At 74.6% G+C, this 16,588-nt stretch carries 18 protein-coding genes and 1 pseudogene; 10 read left to right on the forward strand and 9 right to left on the reverse strand.

The window, feature by feature from the left end:
* Positions 1-2: 2 nt before the first annotated feature.
* Positions 3-398, reverse strand: a complete 396-nt coding sequence (locus ACIG5E_RS10060; protein WP_396532772.1) for a hypothetical protein — start codon at positions 396-398, stop codon at positions 3-5.
* Positions 399-563: 165 nt separating this feature from the next.
* On the opposite strand from ACIG5E_RS10060, the gene ACIG5E_RS10065 reads away from it, so the two are divergent.
* The 3 genes from ACIG5E_RS10065 to ACIG5E_RS10075 all read left to right on the forward strand — a co-directional run bounded on the left by ACIG5E_RS10065 (position 564) and on the right by ACIG5E_RS10075 (position 3,183).
* Positions 564-1,460: a phosphotransferase family protein gene (locus tag ACIG5E_RS10065; RefSeq protein ID WP_396533046.1), complete on the forward strand. Its 897-nt coding sequence runs from the start codon at positions 564-566 to the stop codon at positions 1,458-1,460.
* A gap of 110 nt (positions 1,461-1,570) precedes the next feature.
* On the forward strand, positions 1,571-2,548 hold the full coding sequence (locus ACIG5E_RS10070) for a GlxA family transcriptional regulator (protein ID WP_396532773.1): 978 nt from the start codon (positions 1,571-1,573) through the stop codon (positions 2,546-2,548).
* Between the two features lie 11 nt (positions 2,549-2,559).
* A complete protein-coding gene (locus tag ACIG5E_RS10075) occupies positions 2,560-3,183 on the forward strand; it encodes a DJ-1/PfpI family protein (protein ID WP_396532774.1) in 624 nt (207 codons plus the stop codon).
* 196 nt (positions 3,184-3,379) lie between these two features.
* Here ACIG5E_RS10075 and ACIG5E_RS10080 read toward each other — a convergent pair whose 3' ends face one another.
* From ACIG5E_RS10080 to ACIG5E_RS10095, 4 genes and pseudogenes are all read right to left on the reverse strand, one after another.
* Positions 3,380-3,751, reverse strand: a complete 372-nt coding sequence (locus ACIG5E_RS10080) for a fic family toxin-antitoxin system, toxin component (protein ID WP_396532775.1) — start codon at positions 3,749-3,751, stop codon at positions 3,380-3,382.
* On the reverse strand, positions 3,748-3,990 hold the full coding sequence (locus ACIG5E_RS10085) for a plasmid mobilization protein (RefSeq protein ID WP_396532777.1): 243 nt from the start codon (positions 3,988-3,990) through the stop codon (positions 3,748-3,750). Before ACIG5E_RS10085 ends, ACIG5E_RS10080 begins: the two co-directional genes overlap by 4 nt.
* A 127-nt stretch (positions 3,991-4,117) precedes the next feature.
* A pseudogene (locus ACIG5E_RS10090) lies at positions 4,118-4,207 on the reverse strand (glycosyltransferase family 2 protein); the annotation flags it as partial.
* Positions 4,204-4,869, reverse strand: a complete 666-nt coding sequence (locus tag ACIG5E_RS10095) for an ATP-binding protein (RefSeq protein WP_396532779.1) — start codon at positions 4,867-4,869, stop codon at positions 4,204-4,206. The pseudogene ACIG5E_RS10090 and the gene ACIG5E_RS10095, both read right to left, overlap by 4 nt.
* A gap of 9 nt (positions 4,870-4,878) precedes the next feature.
* Between ACIG5E_RS10095 and ACIG5E_RS10100 the strand changes: the two genes are divergently transcribed.
* A complete protein-coding gene (locus ACIG5E_RS10100) occupies positions 4,879-5,022 on the forward strand; it encodes a hypothetical protein (RefSeq protein ID WP_396532780.1) in 144 nt (47 codons plus the stop codon).
* Here ACIG5E_RS10100 and ACIG5E_RS10105 read toward each other — a convergent pair.
* Entirely contained in the window at positions 5,012-5,668 is a 657-nt protein-coding gene (locus ACIG5E_RS10105; RefSeq protein WP_396532781.1) for a pyridoxamine 5'-phosphate oxidase family protein, read from the reverse strand. The two genes, ACIG5E_RS10100 and ACIG5E_RS10105, sit on opposite strands and share 11 nt — an antisense overlap.
* 239 nt (positions 5,669-5,907) lie before the next feature.
* Between ACIG5E_RS10105 and ACIG5E_RS10110 the strand changes: the two genes are divergently transcribed.
* From ACIG5E_RS10110 to ACIG5E_RS10120, 3 genes are all read left to right on the forward strand, one after another.
* A complete protein-coding gene (locus ACIG5E_RS10110; protein ID WP_396532783.1) occupies positions 5,908-6,768 on the forward strand; it encodes an NAD(P)H-binding protein in 861 nt (286 codons plus the stop codon).
* Between the two features lie 263 nt (positions 6,769-7,031).
* On the forward strand, positions 7,032-7,802 hold the full coding sequence (locus ACIG5E_RS10115; protein ID WP_396533047.1) for a slipin family protein: 771 nt from the start codon (positions 7,032-7,034) through the stop codon (positions 7,800-7,802).
* Between the two features lie 159 nt (positions 7,803-7,961).
* A complete protein-coding gene (locus ACIG5E_RS10120) occupies positions 7,962-9,326 on the forward strand; it encodes an FAD-dependent oxidoreductase (RefSeq protein WP_396532784.1) in 1,365 nt (454 codons plus the stop codon).
* Positions 9,327-9,329: 3 nt separating this feature from the next.
* Here the strand turns inward: ACIG5E_RS10120 and ACIG5E_RS10125 are convergent, their stop codons facing one another.
* Positions 9,330-9,965 carry a TetR-like C-terminal domain-containing protein gene (locus ACIG5E_RS10125; RefSeq protein WP_396532785.1) on the reverse strand — a complete coding sequence of 212 codons (636 nt, stop codon included), beginning with the start codon at positions 9,963-9,965 and terminating at the stop codon, positions 9,330-9,332.
* A 260-nt stretch (positions 9,966-10,225) separates the two neighbouring features.
* Between ACIG5E_RS10125 and ACIG5E_RS10130 the strand changes: the two genes are divergently transcribed.
* Positions 10,226-11,047, forward strand: a complete 822-nt coding sequence (locus ACIG5E_RS10130) for a lipase family protein (RefSeq protein WP_396532787.1) — start codon at positions 10,226-10,228, stop codon at positions 11,045-11,047.
* Positions 11,048-11,160: 113 nt separating this feature from the next.
* Here ACIG5E_RS10130 and ACIG5E_RS10135 read toward each other — a convergent pair whose 3' ends face one another.
* Both ACIG5E_RS10135 and ACIG5E_RS10140 read right to left on the reverse strand, forming a co-directional pair.
* Positions 11,161-13,530, reverse strand: a complete 2,370-nt coding sequence (locus ACIG5E_RS10135) for an FtsX-like permease family protein (protein ID WP_396532788.1) — start codon at positions 13,528-13,530, stop codon at positions 11,161-11,163.
* Entirely contained in the window at positions 13,527-14,219 is a 693-nt protein-coding gene (locus tag ACIG5E_RS10140; RefSeq protein ID WP_396532789.1) for an ABC transporter ATP-binding protein, read from the reverse strand. The genes ACIG5E_RS10135 and ACIG5E_RS10140 overlap by 4 nt, the downstream gene beginning before the upstream one ends.
* A gap of 217 nt (positions 14,220-14,436) precedes the next feature.
* On the opposite strand from ACIG5E_RS10140, the gene ACIG5E_RS10145 reads away from it, so the two are divergent.
* Entirely contained in the window at positions 14,437-15,750 is a 1,314-nt protein-coding gene (locus tag ACIG5E_RS10145; RefSeq protein WP_396532790.1) for a sensor histidine kinase, read from the forward strand.
* Between the two features lie 61 nt (positions 15,751-15,811).
* Positions 15,812-16,546: a response regulator gene (locus ACIG5E_RS10150; RefSeq protein ID WP_396532792.1), complete on the forward strand. Its 735-nt coding sequence runs from the start codon at positions 15,812-15,814 to the stop codon at positions 16,544-16,546.
* The last annotated feature ends 42 nt before the right edge of the window (positions 16,547-16,588 follow it).

Genomic DNA, 16,588 nt, shown 5'->3' on the forward strand with positions numbered 1-16,588 from the left:
GGTCAGAGCGCCGGGCGCAGCGCGCGGCCGAGGTCCCCGACCAGCACGCGCGGGTGGCGTCGCCACCACCACAGCCCGGGCGGCGGGATGCGGTGGAACCGGTCGAGGGCGACGCCGTCGTCGTCGACGGTCGCGGCGCGGAACCGTCGGTCGAGTGCCTCGATCCTGCCCGTCCAGAGCAGCACGGTCCGGTCGTCCAGCAGCAGCCACGCCTCGTGCAGCCAGTTCCGGCAGCACAGGTCGTTGACGTACTCCTCGACGTCGTCCCGGTAACCGCGCTCGACCTCGCCGACCAGCCAGGCCCAACTGCCCACCATCTCCTCGACGGTGAACGCCCTGCGCCAGCCGCGCCGGTGCAGCCGTTCGCCGACCGCCGCCTCGTTGTCCCCGGGATTCATCTCCGTAAGGCTCTCACGCGGCCGCGCGCCGGCACCGGGTAGGGTGCGCGGATCACGAGGACGGAGAGGCGGGGCGCACGGGTGGCGGTCGGGGCAGTGGTGCAGCGGCAGTTGGCGGGTGCGGCGCGGGCCGCTCTGGGTGGACGGCTGGCGGCCGTTGAGCGGATGGCGGGCGGCAGCAAGAAGGGCGTGTACCGCCTGGTGATGGACGACGCGACGACGGCGGTCGCCTACCGCTGGGACGACGCGGAGAACTACTGGCCGGCCGCCGAGGGCGACGACGACCTCGCCGACCCGTTCTCCCCGGGGCTCGGGCTCGACCTGTTCGAGGCGGCGCACACACGGCTGGCCGGGCTCGGCGTCCGCGTCCCGGCGATCCGGCTGGTCGACCGCGACGGTGCGTACGGCCCGGCCGACCTGGCGGTCGTCGAGGACGTGCCGGGCGAGAGCCTGGAGGCCCTGCTCGCGCGCGATCCGCGGGCCGCCGCCCCGGTGCTGGCCCGGCTCGGGGAGGCGCTGGAGGCGATGCGCGGCCACCGGGCTCCGGGGTACGGCAAGGTGGCCGTGGTCGACGCGGGCGGAGCCTCGCACGGGAGCTCGTGCGAGGGGGTCGTGCTGGAGCGTGCCCTGCGGGACCTGGCCGAGGCGGCGGCGCGCGATCCCCGGGTGGCGGCCGCCCGTGAGCGGTTGGCGGAGCGGCTGCTGGCCCTGGCTGGGGCGGTGCGGCCGCGGGCGGAGTACGCCGTCGTGCACGGCGAACTGGGGCCCGACCACGTGCTGGTGGACGCGGCCGGGCAGCCCGTGGTGATCGACGTCGAGGGCTCGATGTACTTCGACGTGGAGTGGGAGCACGTGTTCCTGCGGATCCGCCTGCACGAGGCCTACCGGCCGTTGGAGGCGGCCGGGCTGGACGGGGACCGGCTCGCCCTCTACCTGCTGGCGCAGCGGCTCTCGCTGACGGCGGGGCCGCTACGGCTGCTGGACGGCGACTTCCCCGACCGGGCGGCGATGGCGGGCATCGCCGAGTACAACCTGAACCGGGCCTTGGACCTGGCCCGCTGAACACCGCCCCCGCCCGGCCGGGGCGTGGCGGGCAGGCGGGCGGCGGGCGTGGCGGAAATCGTCACCCCTGTGTCCTTGCCGCCATCGGGGCATCCGGCCAGGCTGGAGGGGTGAGCAGCCCGCGCATCGTCTTCGCCGTCTTCCCGGACTTCCAGATCCTCGACCTGACCGGACCGCACGAGGTCTTCACTCAGGCGGGGGAACTGACCGGGGGCGTCGTCATCGACACCGTGGCCGCCGTGCCCGGCCCGGTGCCGGCCAGCGGTGGTCTCGCCGTCTCGCCGACCCTGACGACCGATGAGTTCGACCGGGCGTGCGCCCCGGTGGACACCCTCATCGCCGTCGGCGGCGAGGGTGTCCACCCGGCCTGCGAGGACGGACCGTTCGTCGACTGGTTCGCCCGCACCGCCCGTCGTGCCCGCCGCACCGCCTCGGTGTGCAGCGGCGCCTTCCTGCTGGGCGCGGCCGGGCTCCTCGACGGGCGGCGCGCGGTCACCCACTGGGCGCGCTGCGCCCAGCTCGCCGAGCGTTACCCGCGGGTCACCGTCGACCCCGACCCGATCTTCGTGCGCGACGGCGAGCTGTGGACCTCGGCCGGGATCACCGCGGGCATGGACCTGGCGCTCGCGATGACCGAGGCCGACCACGGCCCGGAGGTCTCCCGCAGGATCGCCCGCCGACTGGTGATGTTCGTCCAACGCCCGGGCGGTCAGGCGCAGTTCAGCGCCCAGCTGGCCGCCCAGCGGCCGGACCGGGCACCGCTGCGCGAGCTCCTCGACTGGATCGCCGACCACCCCGACGCCGACCTCGGCGTGCCCGCCCTCGCCGGCCGCGTCGCCATGAGCGAACGGAACTTCACCCGGGTCTTCCGCACGGAGACCGGCCGCACCCCCGCCTCGTACGTCGAGAGCGTCCGGATCGAGGCCGCCAAGCGCCTGTTGGAGACCACCGCGGCGACGCTCGACGCGGTGGCCCGCTCCTGCGGCTTCGGCACCGTCGAGACCCTGCACCGCAGCTTCAAGCGCACCCTGCACGTCACTCCCGGCGAGTACCGCAGGCGCTTCTCCCCCCACCTCGTCCCCGCCTGAAAGGCCCGCCCATGCGCATCGTCATCCCGCTCTTCGACGGCTTCACCGCGCTCGACGCCGTCGGCCCGTACGAAGTCCTCCGCATGCTGCCGGAGGCCGACCTCGTCTTCGCCGCCGCCGCTCCGGGCCCCCACACCGACGGCGAGGGGTCGCTCAGCCTCCTCGCCACGGCCTCCTTCCAGGACGTCAGGGCGGCCGACCTCCTGCTCGTCCCCGGCGGCCCCGGCGCCCGGCGCGGCGTCACCGACGAACCGCTGCTCGCCTGGATCCGCCGCATCCACGCGACGACCACCTGGACCACCTCCGTGTGCACCGGCTCCCTGCTGCTCGGCGCGGCCGGCCTGCTCGACGGGCTGGAGGCCACCACCCACTGGAGCGCCGTCGACCTCCTGGAGTCGTACGGCGCCACCTACACGGCCCGGCGCGTCGTGGAACAGCCCGACGGCGTCATCACCGCCGCCGGGGTGTCCTCGGGCATCGACATGGCACTGCGCCTGGCCGAACTGATCGCGGGCCAGACCGCCGCCGAGGCCTTCCAACTCGCCATCGAGTACGACCCCCAGCCGCCCTTCGACTCCGGCTCCTACGCCAAGGCCTCCGCCGAGGCGAAGGCCTACCTGGCGAACCGTCCGTAGTGCGCCGCCGCCCGGCCCGAGAGTCGTTCGAAAACCGGTTGAACGCGGGCCGGAGCGCCGTCACGCTCGCCCGGTGACTCTGGACCTGGCCCCCACAGCCTGACGTGGGACGAGGTGGACCCCCACCGTCACCCCTTCGACCATGAGAAGTCGGCCGGTCCGACTTCTCGTGCGCGGCGGGCCGGCGGCCGCCGGTTCAGCGGTACCAGGTGCGGAGCGTGGTCGCGGTCTCCCGGACGTCGGCCTGGCCCGCGCGGATGCGGGCGGCGAGGTCGACGGCCTGTTTGGGTTCGGCGGTGACGATGACGCCGGAGGCGCTGAGGTAGGAGGCGGCGACGACGGCGGCGAAGTGCTCGTTGGCCGATTCCAGGGCCGGGACGCGGATCAGCTGGTGCATCAGTGCGGCCGCGCGCTGGTGCACCGCGCCGTAGACGGGGACGTCCATGACCTCGTCGGCATGCCGGGCCACCGCTGCCGCGAGGGTGCCGTAGTCGGTGACGTCCGGGTCGCCGGGCAGGAACTGGTGGGCGATGTCGAGCAGCCAGGTCCGGTCGATCCGCAGGATCACGCCGCGTCCGCCGCGGCGTGATCGGCGGGGGCCGGGTACGGGCCGAACTCCGCCTCGAACGCGGGGCCCCAGGCCTGGGCGAAGTGGGCGGCGGCGGTCAGGAACCGCTCGCGGCGCTCGTCCGCCTCCTCCGCCAGGACCTTGCGCGCGTAGTCCGGCAGGCTCATCCCGGCGGCCTCCGCGCGCTGCTCCAGCGCCTCGTGCACGGCGTCGTCCAGGCGGACGTTCAGCTGCTTCATGGCGGTGAGCGTAGCGGCCGGTAGCGCCCGCTACAAGGCGGACTCAGAACAGCGGGGGCCGCCCCAGCCGCGCCATCCGCCACACCGTGCTCCAGTGGATCGGGCGACGGGGCGGGCACGGGGTGCGCTCGCCCTCCTGGGCGGCCACCGAGTCGAGCAGCGCGCGCAGTTCCCGGGGCCGATCGCCCATGGTCAGCACCACCACGCCTAGCGTCACGCCCATCCGCACCCGCTCCTCGTCGCCGCGCTACCGTCCCGCCCGGCGGACTCGACGCGGACCTCCAGGGCGGGCCAGTGCGCCGCCCACCGGGTCAGCCGGTCCGCGTCCAACGGGCTCTGCGGGAGCAACGACGGGTCAGGCCGGAAGGTCACGCAGGTGCCGGTGGTGCCGTCGGGCTCGACCGGGTCGAGGCCGGTGACCGGGAGGCCGTGCTCGTAGCGCTGGGTCCAGGCCCCGTTGAGCCGGCGGTTGGTGTGCACCAGCAGGGTGCTGAGCGCCGCGACGACGGACATGCCCCGGCGCGGGTGCCCGTCCGGGAGCCGCTCCGCCTCTGGCTGGTCGAAGAAGCGCAGGTCCTTGGTGGCCATGACGGGCTTCTTGACCATCTCGCCGTGCTCGTCGACCCGGGTGTCGGTGCCCCGCCCGTCGTCCCGGACGGAGACCGAGCCGTCGGCGTGCAGGGTGACGACGCACCGGCCCGCGCCGCGTGCGGCCGCCTCGTCGCCGGCGTAGGCGAGCACCTCCAGCACGAGGTGCTCCACCCCGTCCGGCGCGAACCCCGCGGCGTCCGCGCGGATCCGGGCGAGGTGCTCGGCGTCCACGGCGGCGGCCCAGTCGTGGGTGGTGTTGGTCCACGCAGCCCTGGCGGTTCCGTCCATCCGACGAGTATGCCCGAGCGGTCAGCCGCCGCCCGCCACCAGCTGATCCCCCAACCCGCTGCGCCGGTACAGGACTTGACGGCGCCCCGGGCCCGGGCGACCGGCCTGCCGGCCACCCGCACCGCCGCCCGGGTCGCCGCTCTCAGCCGGTGACCAGCCGGCGGCCGGTGATCTCCGCGGGCCGGATCCGCACCCAGCGCGGCCGGTCGCCGCCCGCCCAGGGGGCCGCGCCGGGCAGGCCGTCGAGCCGGCGCCGTTCCTCCGGGTCGTCCACGTACCGGGCCGGCCCCACGGCGAGCACGGTCCAGCCGCGGCCCTGGAACTCGTCGATCCGGTCGACCTCCAGGGACACCTCCGCCCCCTCCTCCGGGGCAGTCCCGGCCTGGTCGCCGGTGCGGTAGGCGAAGGACGCCCGGTCGACCACGTAGTTGACGGGGCGGACCGCCGGGCCTGGCCGTACCGGCAGGGCGATCCGGCCGATCCCGTGCGAGCCGACCAGCTCCCAGCACTCGGCGTCGGTCAGGTTGAGCAGCCGGGGCCGCGGGCCGGGACCGCCGCGTCCGGGCGGGGCCTCGGGGCCGTCCTCCAGGAGTTCGTCCCGGGTCGCGCCGAGCGCGGCGGCGATCCGGATGAAGCCGCCGGGGTCGAAGACGGGCCCGGCTTGGAGCAGGTGGCCCAGGTAGCGCGGCGCCATCGCGGCCCGGTGGGCCAGGTCCTCCTCACTGAGGCCGAGTCGCTCGCGCCGTTCGGCGACCCGGCGGGCCACGGCGGTGGGGTCGGGATCGGACGTGTGGTTCACGGTGGTGGCTCCTCGGCTCGCCCAGGGGGCCACCGGACCGGCGTCCGGACGGTGACCAGGCCCGATCCATCCAAGCGTCCGGCCATGGCCAAGTCGAGGAACGGCAGGGCCCCGTGCGTGTCGGCGCGCCCCTCGCGGCCTGCGCGCGGCCCGACATTGATCCCTCATCCCCCGCCTGCGATCATGCCCCTGACGCGGAATCAGGTCCGTGTCGTGAACGGGGACGAGGAGACACATCCGTGATCGTCGTGACGGGTGCCACCGGTACGGTCGGGTCCAAGGTGGTCGTGGGGCTGCGTGAGCGCGGCCAGGCGGTACGGGCGCTGGTGCGCGCCGGGTCCGAGGGCCCGGCCGAGTGGGACGAGGCGGTCGAGCGGGTCGCCGCCGACTTCGCCGACCCGGCGTCGCTGGACGCCGCCCTCGCCGGGGCCGACACGATCTACCTGCTGGTGGCCGTGCACCCGGAGATGGCCCAGCACGAGAAGAACGTGATCGACGCGGCCGTCCGCACCGGCCGCCGCCCGCGGATCGTGCTGCACGCGGCCGCCGGCATCGAGTACCGCCCGGAGGGCGTGCGCTTCATCGGCGCGCACATCGCGGGCCTGGACCACCTGAAGGCCTCCGGCCTGCCGTGGACGGTGCTCGGCCCGAACGGCTTCTACCAGAACTTCCTCGGCACGGCCCCGACCGTCAAGGCCGGCCACCTGGCCGTGCCGGGCGGCAAGGGCGCGGTGTCGTACGTGGACGCCCGGGACGTCGCGGCGGCCGCCGTCGAGGTGCTGGCGACGGAGGGGCACGAGGGCGCGGTCTACACCCTGACCGGCCCGGCGGCGCTCACCCACGGCGAGCTGGCCGAGCAGCTGACCACCGCCGCGGGCCACCCGGTCGCGTACGCCGCGCTCACCCCCGAGGTGGCACTGGACGGCCTGCTCGGCATGGGCTGGGACCCGTGGCGGGCCGAGGGCATGGTCGAGCTGTACGGGCTGTACGCGGCCGGGCAGGCCTCGGCGGTCGGCTCGGACGTGGAGAAGCTGACCGGCCGTGCGCCGCGCACCTTCGCCGAGTTCGCGGCCGAGCACGCCGAGGTCTTCCGCGCCTGATCCGCTCCGGTGGGGGCGCGCCACCCGGGTCAGGCAGCGGCGCGCCCCGGTTCCCGCCCCCGGCGCGGGCCGTCAACGATGCGTCAAGATCCCGCCGCACACGCCTTACCGTGCCGCCCGGCCGGGCGCATACTGTGCTGCGCGCGGCGAGCATCCGGCGACAGGGCCACCCCGGACCCGGCCCGGCTGCGCCGCGACGGGGAGAAGGTAGAACAGGCGTGGCGGTACTCGTGATCGTCGTGGTGGTCGTCCTGCTGTGGCTGATGACCGGCATGCGGGTGGTGCAGCAGTACGAGCGCGGTGTGGTGTTCCGGCTCGGCAAGGTGCGCGGGCAGGTCCGCGAGCCGGGTCTGACGATGCTGGTGCCGGTGCTCGACCGGATGCGCAAGGTGAACGTCCAGGTGGTCACCATGCCGGTGCCCGCGCAGGAGGGCATCACCAAGGACAACGTCTCGGTGAGCGTCGACGCGGTGCTGTACTTCCGCGTGGTCGAGCCGATCAAGGCCACCGTGGACGTGCAGAACTACGGCTTCGCCATGCTGCAGGTCGCCCAGACCTCGCTGCGCTCGATCATCGGCAAGAGCGAGCTGGACGACCTGCTGTCCGGGCGGGAGAACCTGCACCAGGGCCTGGAGGTCATGCTGGAGAGCCCGGCGGCTGGCTGGGGCGTGCACATCGACCGGGTGGAGATCAAGGACGTCAGCCTGCCCGACTCGATGAAGCGCTCGATGGCCCGCCAGGCCGAGGCCGACCGCGAGCGCCGGGCCCGTATCATCACTGCGGACGGCGAGTTCCAGGCGGCCGCCAAGCTCGCCGAGGCGGCGAGCAAGATGGCCGAGACCCCGGCGGCGATGCAGCTGCGCATGCTGCAGACGGTGGTGGAGGTCGCGGCGGAGAAGAACTCGACGCTGGTGCTGCCGTTCCCGGTGGAGCTGCTGCGCTTCTTCGAGGCCTCCACGGCCCGGCTCACCGAGGGAACGGCCGGTGCGGCTCCGACCGTCCCGCCGCAGGCGACCGACGCCGAGCGCGGCTGACGCCCACTCGGCCGGCCCGGGAAAGTTCCCGGGCCGGCCATAGGTTCGCTCTATGACCTCATAGATCAGCACCGACTACACCTCCGTACGAACAGCGGGTTGGCTGCAAGGATCCAGACCAATCACCTCCCCCTGCGCCCGACCGGAGGATCCACCCGCATGACCCGCCCGATCCGAGTCGCCATCGTCGGAGCCGGCCCCGCCGGCATCTACGCCGCCGACGCCCTGCTGAAGTCCGACGCCGCGCAGGCGCCCGGTGTCTCGATCGACCTGTTCGAGCGGATGCCCGCGCCGTTCGGTCTGATCCGCTACGGCGTGGCGCCCGACCACCCGCGGATCAAGGGCATCGTCACCGCCCTGCACCAGGTGCTGGACAAGCCCCAGGTCCGCCTCTTCGGCAACGTCGACTACCCGTCCGACCTCGCCCTGGACGACCTGCACCGCTACTACGACGCCGTGGTCTTCGCCACCGGCGCGATGGCCGACCGCGCGCTCGACCTGCCCGGCATCGAACTGGACGGCTCCTACGGCGCGGCCGACTTCGTCTCCTGGTACGACGGTCACCCGGACGTGCCCCGCAGCTGGCCGCTGGAGGCCGAGAAGGTCGCCGTCCTCGGCGTCGGCAACGTCGCCCTGGACGTCGCCCGGATCCTCGCCAAGACCGCCGACGAGCTGCTGCCCACCGAGATCCCGCCGAACGTGTACGAGGGCCTGGGCCGCAACCGCGCCGTCGAGGTGCACGTCTTCGGCCGCCGCGGCCCGGCACAGGCCAAGTTCAGCCCGATGGAGCTGCGCGAGCTCGACCACTCGCCCACCATCGAGGTGATCGTCAACCCGGAGGACATCGAGTACGACGAGGGCTCGATCGCCGAGCGGCGCGCCGTCAAGCACGTCGACCTGGTCGCCGCCACGGTCGAGAACTGGGCGATCCGCGACGTCGGCGACCGCCCCCACCGGGTGTACCTGCACTTCTTCGAGTCCCCGGTCGAGGTCCTCGGCGAGGACGGCCGGGTGGTCGGCCTGCGCACCGAGCGCACCGAGCTGGACGGCACCGGCAACGTGCGCGGCACCGGCCGCCACACCGACTGGGACGTCCAGGCGGTCTACCGGGCCGTCGGCTACTACTCCGACGAGCTGCCCAAGCTGCCGTTCGACCCGGTCGCCGGCACCGTCCCGCACCGGGCCGGCCGCGTGCTGGACGGCGACGGCTCCCACCTCCCCGCCGTCTACGTCACCGGCTGGATCAAGCGCGGCCCGGTCGGCCTGATCGGCCACACCAAGGGCGACGCCAACGAGACCGTCGCCTGCCTGCTGGACGACCACGCCGGCGGCCGCCTGCCGGGCGCCGCCGAACCCGACCCCGCGGCGATCGAGGAGCACCTGCGCGCCCGCGGCGTCCGCTACACCACCTGGGACGGCTGGAAGCGGCTCGACGCCCACGAGCGCGCCCTCGGCCAGGCCCAGGACCGCGAGCGGGTCAAGGTCGTCGAGCGCGAGGACATGCTGCGCAACAGCGGGGCCTGAGCCTCACGGGCGGCGGACGATCGGCAGCAGCACCTCGTCGACGATCGACGCCGGATCGAGTTCGACGGCGCCCCCGCCGCACATCTTGATCCGGTACAGCATCAGCGCCGGCACCACGTCGGTGACCAGTGGGGTGACCGCCCCGGGACGGACCTCGCCCCGGGCGGCGCCCCGGTCGAGCACCTCGGCGATCAGCGCGGTGGTGGGCTCGACCACCCGTTCCAGCACCAGCTCCAGGAAGGCGTGGGCGCGCTGGTGGTCGATCTCGCTCATGATCGCGCGGACGGCGGCGCCCGGTTCGCTGAACATCGCGGTGCGCAGCCCCGCCACCACCGCCAGCAGGTCCCCGCGCAGGCTGCCGGTGTCGGGGGCCGGTCCGGCCGGGGGCAGGCTGGCCCGCAGCGCGTCCATGACCAGCTCCTCCTTGGAGGTCCAGCGCCGGTAGAGGGCGGCCTTGCCGGTCTGCGCGGCGGCGGCCACGCCCTCCATGGTGAGCCGCGCGTAGCCGTCGGTGGTGAGCTGCTGGAGGGCCGCCCCGTAGATGGCGCTCTCCAGCACCTCGCCGCGCCGACGGACGGGGGCGGCCGTCGCCGCTGCGCGCTCGATGCCGCCCTCAGCAGTTCGGGCTTCAGCGGACATGGCTGCACACCTTCCGGGGGTTCCCTGTTCACCAGGCCTGCCGCGTTCACCAGGCCTACCGCCCATGTTAGTGAACGAACCCGTTCCCTCCCAAGGGTCGCAAATCCCATGAAGCGATCAGATGACACGTACACATACGGATCGGTCCGTGCGGCGCCCCGGAGCCGTTCGGGTGACTCCCGGGCGCCGCCGCCCCGGCGATGGCGAACGGGTCCGCTACCAACGAGGGACACCTTCCCCCGACGAAAGGCAGCCCCGCCGTGGCCGTGCCCACCACCTTCGACCAGAACGCGACCGGCTACAGCCTCGCCCACGCCTACTGCCTGGCCAAGGCCGCCGATCTCGCCTACAAGGACGACGCCACCATCGACCGGCAGGCCCGGGACTGGGGCTTCGACACGGTGCGCCACCACGAGACCCGGTTCACCCCGCCGTTCCCGCTCCAGGACACCCAGGCCTACACCATGGCGAGCGACCGGATGATCGTGGTCGCCTTCCGCGGCACCGAACCCAAGGAGATCCGCGACTGGCTCACCGACTCCACCACCCCGCCCTGGCCCGGCCCGGCGGGCACCGGCTACGTCCACTACGGCTTCGCCGAGGCCCTGGAGTCCGTCTTCCCCGACGTCCGCAAGAGCCTCGCCGAACTGCGCGACAACGACCAGACCGTGTGGTTCACCGGCCACAGCCTGGGCGGCGCCCTCGCCATGCTCGCCGCCGCCCGCCTCAACCTGGAGGACCCGCGCCTGACGGTCGACGGGGTGTACACCTTCGGCCAGCCCCGCACCTGCGACCGGCTGCTCACCACCGCGTACGACAAGGCGCTCAAGGGCCGGAGTCACCGCTTCGTCAACAACAACGACATCGTCCCCCAGCTGCCGCCGGAGCCGGCCTTCACCCACATCGAGACCCTGCGGTTCATCGACTCCGCGGGGACCATCCACGAGGGCGCCAGCGGCCTGATCTCCGGGCTCGCCAACCGCGCCAAGGGCCTGACCTCCGCCGCCTTCGAGCCCACCGGCGACGGCGTGCGCGACCACCTCATGCGCAACTACCTGGCCGCGCTGGAGAAGAACCTCTGAGCGGCTGACCGCCCGACGGCCCGGCGCCGGCACCCGGAGGAGCTGGCCCGGGTGCCAGCGCCGTCGACGGCCGCTCGGCCACGGCTGCTCGGCCACGACTCCTCCGGCCGCGGCTACTCCGTCCGCAGCGCCGCCGCCGTCCCCGTCCGGGCCGCCCAGCCGGCCGGGAGCAGCGCCCCGCCCACCGCCATCAGCAGGCCGGCCAGCAGCAGCGGCGCCACCACCCATCCGTGATAGACCGCCAGGTCCGCGGCGGGGATCGTCGTCCCGGCCGCGCGGCCCATCCGCGGCAGCACGTAGTCGTGCAACGCGACCCCGACCGGGACCCCGGCCAGGCCCGCCACCAGGCCGATGCCCGCGACCGAGGTGAGGATCATCGTCACGGTCTGCCGCGGTGCCATGCCGAGGGCGCGGTGGATGCCGAAGTCCCGGATGCGCTCCCGGGTGTCCAGCACCACGGTGTTGAGCACCCCGAGCCCGGCCACCGCGACCAGCATCAGGGCGAGCGTGCCGGCCAGCGTGTCCATGGACAGCGCCATGCTGCTCAGCCGGCCGTCGTTCGGCTGGGCGGTGATGCCGTAGGGGGCGAGCGCGAGGTTCAGGGCGTCGACGTAGCCCTGCCGGCCGGTGCCCGCCGTGAGGTCGATGTCGAACTCGACCGACTCCGGGACGACGTAGGCGCCGAGGCCGTCCAGCGAGCGGGCGTCGGTGAGGATGGCCGGCCGGGTGGCGAAGGCCTCGCCGACGATGCGGACCCGGGCTTGGTGGCCGTTGGCGGTCAGGGTGACGGTGTCGCCCAGCCGGGTGCCGGTCGAGCTCAGGAAGCCGCCGGGGACGACGACCTGGCCCGGGCCGTCGAACCAGCTGCCGGCGACCATCTGGTAGGCGCCCCAGGAGGAGTCGCCGCTGTACGCGACCACCTCGGTCGGCCCGGCCAGGCCCGCCACGCCGACCCGGGTGAGGCCGGTGCGCAGGTAGCGCCGGGTGCCTGGCTGGGCGGCGATCAGCGCGCCGACCGTCTCCGGGTCGGCCTTCCGTACGGGCTGCGCGGCGGCGCCCGGCACCGGGGCGGGCGGCGGACCGAGGGCCTGCACCACCACGCTCCCGGGCGACTTGCGGTTCATGCCGTCCTGGATGCCGTTCAGCGACAAGGTCAGCCCGAGGGCGAAGGTGACGCCGATGCTGCCCAGCAGCACCGCGGTCACCATCGTCGCCGACCGGCCGGGCCGGACGAAGGGCCCGCCCAGGCCGAGGCTGACGGCGCGCGGCAGCGGCAGTCGGCCCAGCAGCGCGCGCACCGTACGGCCGCGGCCGGCCCGCGGGGTGCGGCCGGTGGTCAGCGCGTCCACGGTGCGCAGCCGTCCGCCGCGCAGGGCCGGCACCAGGGCGGCCACGGCGACGGCGGCCAGCGCGCCGCCCGCCACGGCCAGCTCCACCCAGGGCGCGAGGGTCAGCGGGCCGGTGCCGTACGCGGTCGCGGCCTCGCCCAGCACGGGGACGGCCAGCAGGCTCGCCAGCAGCACGCCGAGCAGGGTGCCCGCCGAGGCGGGGATCAGCGCCTGCGCCAGATAGGCCCGGACCACCTGGTCCGGGGTGAAGCCCAGGGCCTTGAGGATGCCGATACGGCGGGTGGCGGCGCTCACCGAGCCGCCCACCACGATGGCGATGACCAGCACCGACATCACCAGGCCGAGGGCGCCGAAAGCGGTCACGAACGGCACGAAGGTGGCCGAGGACTTCTCGGCGGCCTGCCTGACGGTGAGGTAGGAGGCGACGGAGCCGAGCGCGCCGGGCGGGACGGCCGAGGCCAACGCCGCCCGGTCGGCGGCCAGTTGGGCGTCCGTCGCGGCCTGCTGGAAGCGGTAGAGAAGTTGCCGGTCCGGCCGGGCACCCGGCGGGGTCAGCCGGGCGAGGGTCGCGGGCGGCACCCAGGCGTCGGCGCTGCCGGTCATCGAGGCGGCCAGGCCGACGACGGTGAGGCTCGGCTGCCCCGGCAGGTCGGGGAAGGCCAGCTGGTCGCCGACGTCCAGCGGCGCGTTGTGCGCCTCCAGCACCACCTCGCCCGGACCGCTCGCCCACCGCCCGGAGGCCAGCCGCAGGGCGTCCACCGCTCCCCCGGCGTCGGCCCGCCCGACGAACCGCAGCGGCGCCATCTCCTGGCCGACCGGCATCCCGGAGGTGTTGGGCCCGATGTGCGGACCGACCGACAGCACCGGGTAGGGCCCGGCCGCGGCCGTCACCCCGGGGACGTGCGCCGTCGCGGCGGCCTGCGCCTCGGTGCTGCGCGCCGCGTCGTACTCGGCCGTCAGCTCGGCGCCGCGCTGCGCGGCGAAGGCGGTGTCGAAGGGCGCCCGGGAGGCGACCAGCAGCCCGGCGGCCAGGACGGCCGCGGTGACGGCCATCAGCGTGGTCAGCAGGACCGCGACGGTCTGCACCCGGCGGCGGCCCACCCCGGCCCGGACCACCTTGCCCAGGGCGTTCATCGGGCCGCCTCCGCGCGGGCGTCCTGCGCGATCCGGCCGTCGACCAGCTCGATGGTGCGGGTCGCGCACTCCCGGGCCAGCGACCTGTCGTGGGTGACCAGCACGATGGTCTGGCCCTCCCGGTGGAGGCCGACCAGCAGGTCCCGCACGTCGGCGGCGGAGGCGCTGTCCAGGGCGCCGGTCGGCTCGTCCGCGAGCAGCAGGGCCGGGCGGTTCATCAGCGCCCGGGCGACGGCCACCCGCTGCCGCTCCCCACCGGAGAGCCGGCCGGGGAAAGCCGCCGCATGGCGGGCGATGCCGAGCCGCTCCAACAGCTCGGCGGCCCGACGGCGGGCCAACGCCCGGGGCAGTCCGGCCAGTTGGGCCGGAAGCAGCACGTTGTCGGTGACGGAGAGATCGTCCAGCAGGTGGAAGAACTGGAAGACCATGCCGAGCCGCTCGCGCCGGTAGCGGGCCAGTTCGGCCTCGCTCAGCCCGTCCAGGCGCAGCCCGGCGACGGCGACCGTGCCCGCGCTGGGCCGGTCCAGCCCGGCGATCAGGTTGAGCAGCGTCGACTTCCCGCTGCCGGAGCGGCCGAGGACGGCGAGCGCCTCGCCGGCGGCCACGTCCAGGTCGAGGCCGGCGAGGGCGGGCCGGCCGGAGTCGTACTCCTTGCGCACGGCTCGGATCTCGATGACGGGCGGGGTCACAGTGCCTCCAGGGGGCGGACGGATCAACGGCCCTGACGCTAGGTCCGACGCCCGTCCACCCACGTCCGGCAGGATGACGAACCCGCCTCGGCCCCGGCGGGTCCTCCTCGGGGACGAGTCCGCACGGCATCCTCCTCAAGGCGGATGCCGCAGGTCGGAGACCGTTCGTCGGGCGGAGGGATGCGCCGGGGCGGGCGGGTTTGCCAGACTCCGGGCCGTGGATCTCCAACCGCTCTCCGCTCTCGCCCGCCGCTGGTCGGCCGGGCTCACCGCGCTGCGCACCACGACCGCCCCGCCGCCGCGGCGTACCGCCTGGTCCCGGGCCGCCGACGCGGCGCTGGCGCTCGCCCTCACCGCCGGGACGGTGGACAGCGCGCTGGGCCGCTCGCCGGTCAGCGTGGCGCTGACCGCGCCCACCATGCCCGTCGCCCCGGACGGCATACCCGCCGGGCCGCCGCCCGCCTACGGGATGGTCGTCCACCACTACGGCGCCGTGCACCCCTGGCAGGTGGCGCTGGCCGTGCTGGCGGCGCTGCCGCTGCTGGTGCGGCGCCGGTACCCGCTGTCGGTGTGCGGGACGGTCGTGGCGGCGAGCCTGCTGTTCCACCTCAGCCCGGGCTTCGACCCGCTGTTCACCTTCCTGGCCTGCGTGGTCGCCGTCTACAGCGCGGCGATCCACAGCAGTCGGCGGGTGCTCGCGCTGACCGGCGCGGCGGCGGCGACCGCCGTCCTGGTGGTGACCCATGAGTCCAGCGTGCCCGCGCTGGAGTCCGGGACGGCGACCTTCCTGTTCCTGGTCCCGGTCGCCCTGGTGGTCAACACGGTGCGCACCTGGTCGCTGCGGGAGCGGGCGCTGCTGCGGGAGAAGGAGCAGGCCGCGCTGCTCGCGACCGAGCAGGAGCGCTCCCGGATCGCCCGAGAGCTGCACGACGTGATCACCCATCACGTCAGCGTGATGACGGTGCAGGCCGGCGCCGCCCGGAAGATCATGCGGATCGACCAGGCCGAGGCCGAGCAGACGCTGCGGGCGGTGGAGTCGAGCGGCCGGGCCGCGATGACGGAGCTGCGCCACGCGATGGACCTGCTCACGATGGGCGAGGCCGAGGACTTCTCGGACGACGACGCCGAGCTGCGGCCCGCGCCGGGGCTGAGCCGGCTGCCCGCGCTCGCGGAGCGGGTGCGCGGCGCCGGGGTCCCGGTCGAACTGACGGTGCTGGGCGAGCCGGTGCAGCTGCCGCCCGGCATGGACCTGGCCGCCTACCGGGTGGTCCAGGAGGCGGTGACCAATGCCATGAAGCACGCCCAGGGCGCCTCGGTGCGGATCACCGTGGAGCACGCGCCGCGGCAACTGACCCTGGTGGTGGCCGACTCCGGCGGCCGCCCCGCGCCCGCCGCGCACTCCGGCAACGGGCGCGGGCTGCTCGGCCTGCGCGAGCGCCTGGGCGTCTACGGCGGCACGCTGGAGGCCGCCGTGGAGGCGGGCGGGGGCTTCCGGGTCCGGGCCGTCATCCCCCGGGAGGCGCCGTGCTGACCCGCCGTGACCTGGGCAGTAGATTGACCGGCGGCAGGAACCACGACGGGGGCGGAACGGCATGAACGAGGCGGGCGGGCAGTCCGAGCTGTCCGGGCAGCACGGCGGGCGGTCCGAGCAGCGGCTGCGGGTGGTGATCGCGGACGACCAGGACCTGCTGCGGACCGGCTTCCGGCTGATCTTCAAGGCGGAGGGGATAGACGTGGTCGCCGAGGCCGCGGACGGGCTGGAGGCGGTCGAGGCCGTCCTGCGCACCTCGCCCGACGTGGTGCTGATGGACATCCGGATGCCCGAACTGGACGGCCTGGAGGCGACCCGGCGGATCTTCGCGGAGCTGCCGGCGGGCGCGGTACCGCCCCGGATCATCATGCTGACCACCTTCGACCTGGACCGCTACGTCTACGCCGCGCTCGGCGCCGGGGCCAGCGGCTTCCTGCTGAAGGACGTCTCCCCCGAGCAACTGGTCGGCGCCGTCCGCCAGGTGCGGGCCGGCGACGCCCTGCTCGCGCCGAGCATCACCCGCCGCCTGATCGAGCGCTTCGCCCGCCAGGACGCGGCCGACGAGGCTCTGCACCGTGACCTGTCCGCGCTCACCCCGCGCGAGCTGGACGTGCTGCGGCTGCTCGCCCGGGGCCTGAGCAACGCCGAGTTGGCCGAGCGGCTCGTCCTCGGTGAGACCACGGTGAAGACCCACGTCACCCGGATCCTGTTCAAGCTGGGCCTGCGCGACCGGGCCCAGGCCATCGTGGCGGCCTACGAGTCCGGCCTGGTCCGGCCGGGGGGCTTGGCGCCGTAGCCGCCGCCCACCGTGGCGAGGTCGGATACAAGGCACCCGGGA

It is taken from the genome of Kitasatospora sp. NPDC053057, assembly GCF_044546945.1.
In the GTDB taxonomy this organism is placed as follows: Bacteria; Actinomycetota; Actinomycetes; order Streptomycetales; family Streptomycetaceae; genus Kitasatospora.

Excerpts from the sequence above, each read along its gene's own strand:
- ACIG5E_RS10125 (WP_396532785.1), bottom strand. The coding sequence starts at position 9,965 with ATGTCCGCTGAAGCCCGAACTGCTGAGGGCGGCATCGAGCGCGCAGCG.
- ACIG5E_RS10150 (WP_396532792.1), top strand. The coding sequence starts at position 15,812 with ATGAACGAGGCGGGCGGGCAGTCCGAGCTGTCCGGGCAGCACGGCGGG.
- ACIG5E_RS10120 (WP_396532784.1), top strand. The coding sequence starts at position 7,962 with ATGACCCGCCCGATCCGAGTCGCCATCGTCGGAGCCGGCCCCGCCGGC.
- ACIG5E_RS10115 (WP_396533047.1), top strand. The coding sequence starts at position 7,032 with ATGACCGGCATGCGGGTGGTGCAGCAGTACGAGCGCGGTGTGGTGTTC.
- ACIG5E_RS10135 (WP_396532788.1), bottom strand. The coding sequence starts at position 13,530 with ATGAACGCCCTGGGCAAGGTGGTCCGGGCCGGGGTGGGCCGCCGCCGG.
- ACIG5E_RS10060 (WP_396532772.1), bottom strand. The coding sequence starts at position 398 with ATGAATCCCGGGGACAACGAGGCGGCGGTCGGCGAACGGCTGCACCGG.
- ACIG5E_RS10095 (WP_396532779.1), bottom strand. The coding sequence starts at position 4,869 with ATGGACGGAACCGCCAGGGCTGCGTGGACCAACACCACCCACGACTGG.
- ACIG5E_RS10065 (WP_396533046.1), top strand. The coding sequence starts at position 564 with ATGGCGGGCGGCAGCAAGAAGGGCGTGTACCGCCTGGTGATGGACGAC.
- ACIG5E_RS10100 (WP_396532780.1), top strand. The coding sequence starts at position 4,879 with ATGCCCGAGCGGTCAGCCGCCGCCCGCCACCAGCTGATCCCCCAACCC.
- ACIG5E_RS10075 (WP_396532774.1), top strand. The coding sequence starts at position 2,560 with ATGCGCATCGTCATCCCGCTCTTCGACGGCTTCACCGCGCTCGACGCC.
- ACIG5E_RS10085 (WP_396532777.1), bottom strand. The coding sequence starts at position 3,990 with ATGAAGCAGCTGAACGTCCGCCTGGACGACGCCGTGCACGAGGCGCTG.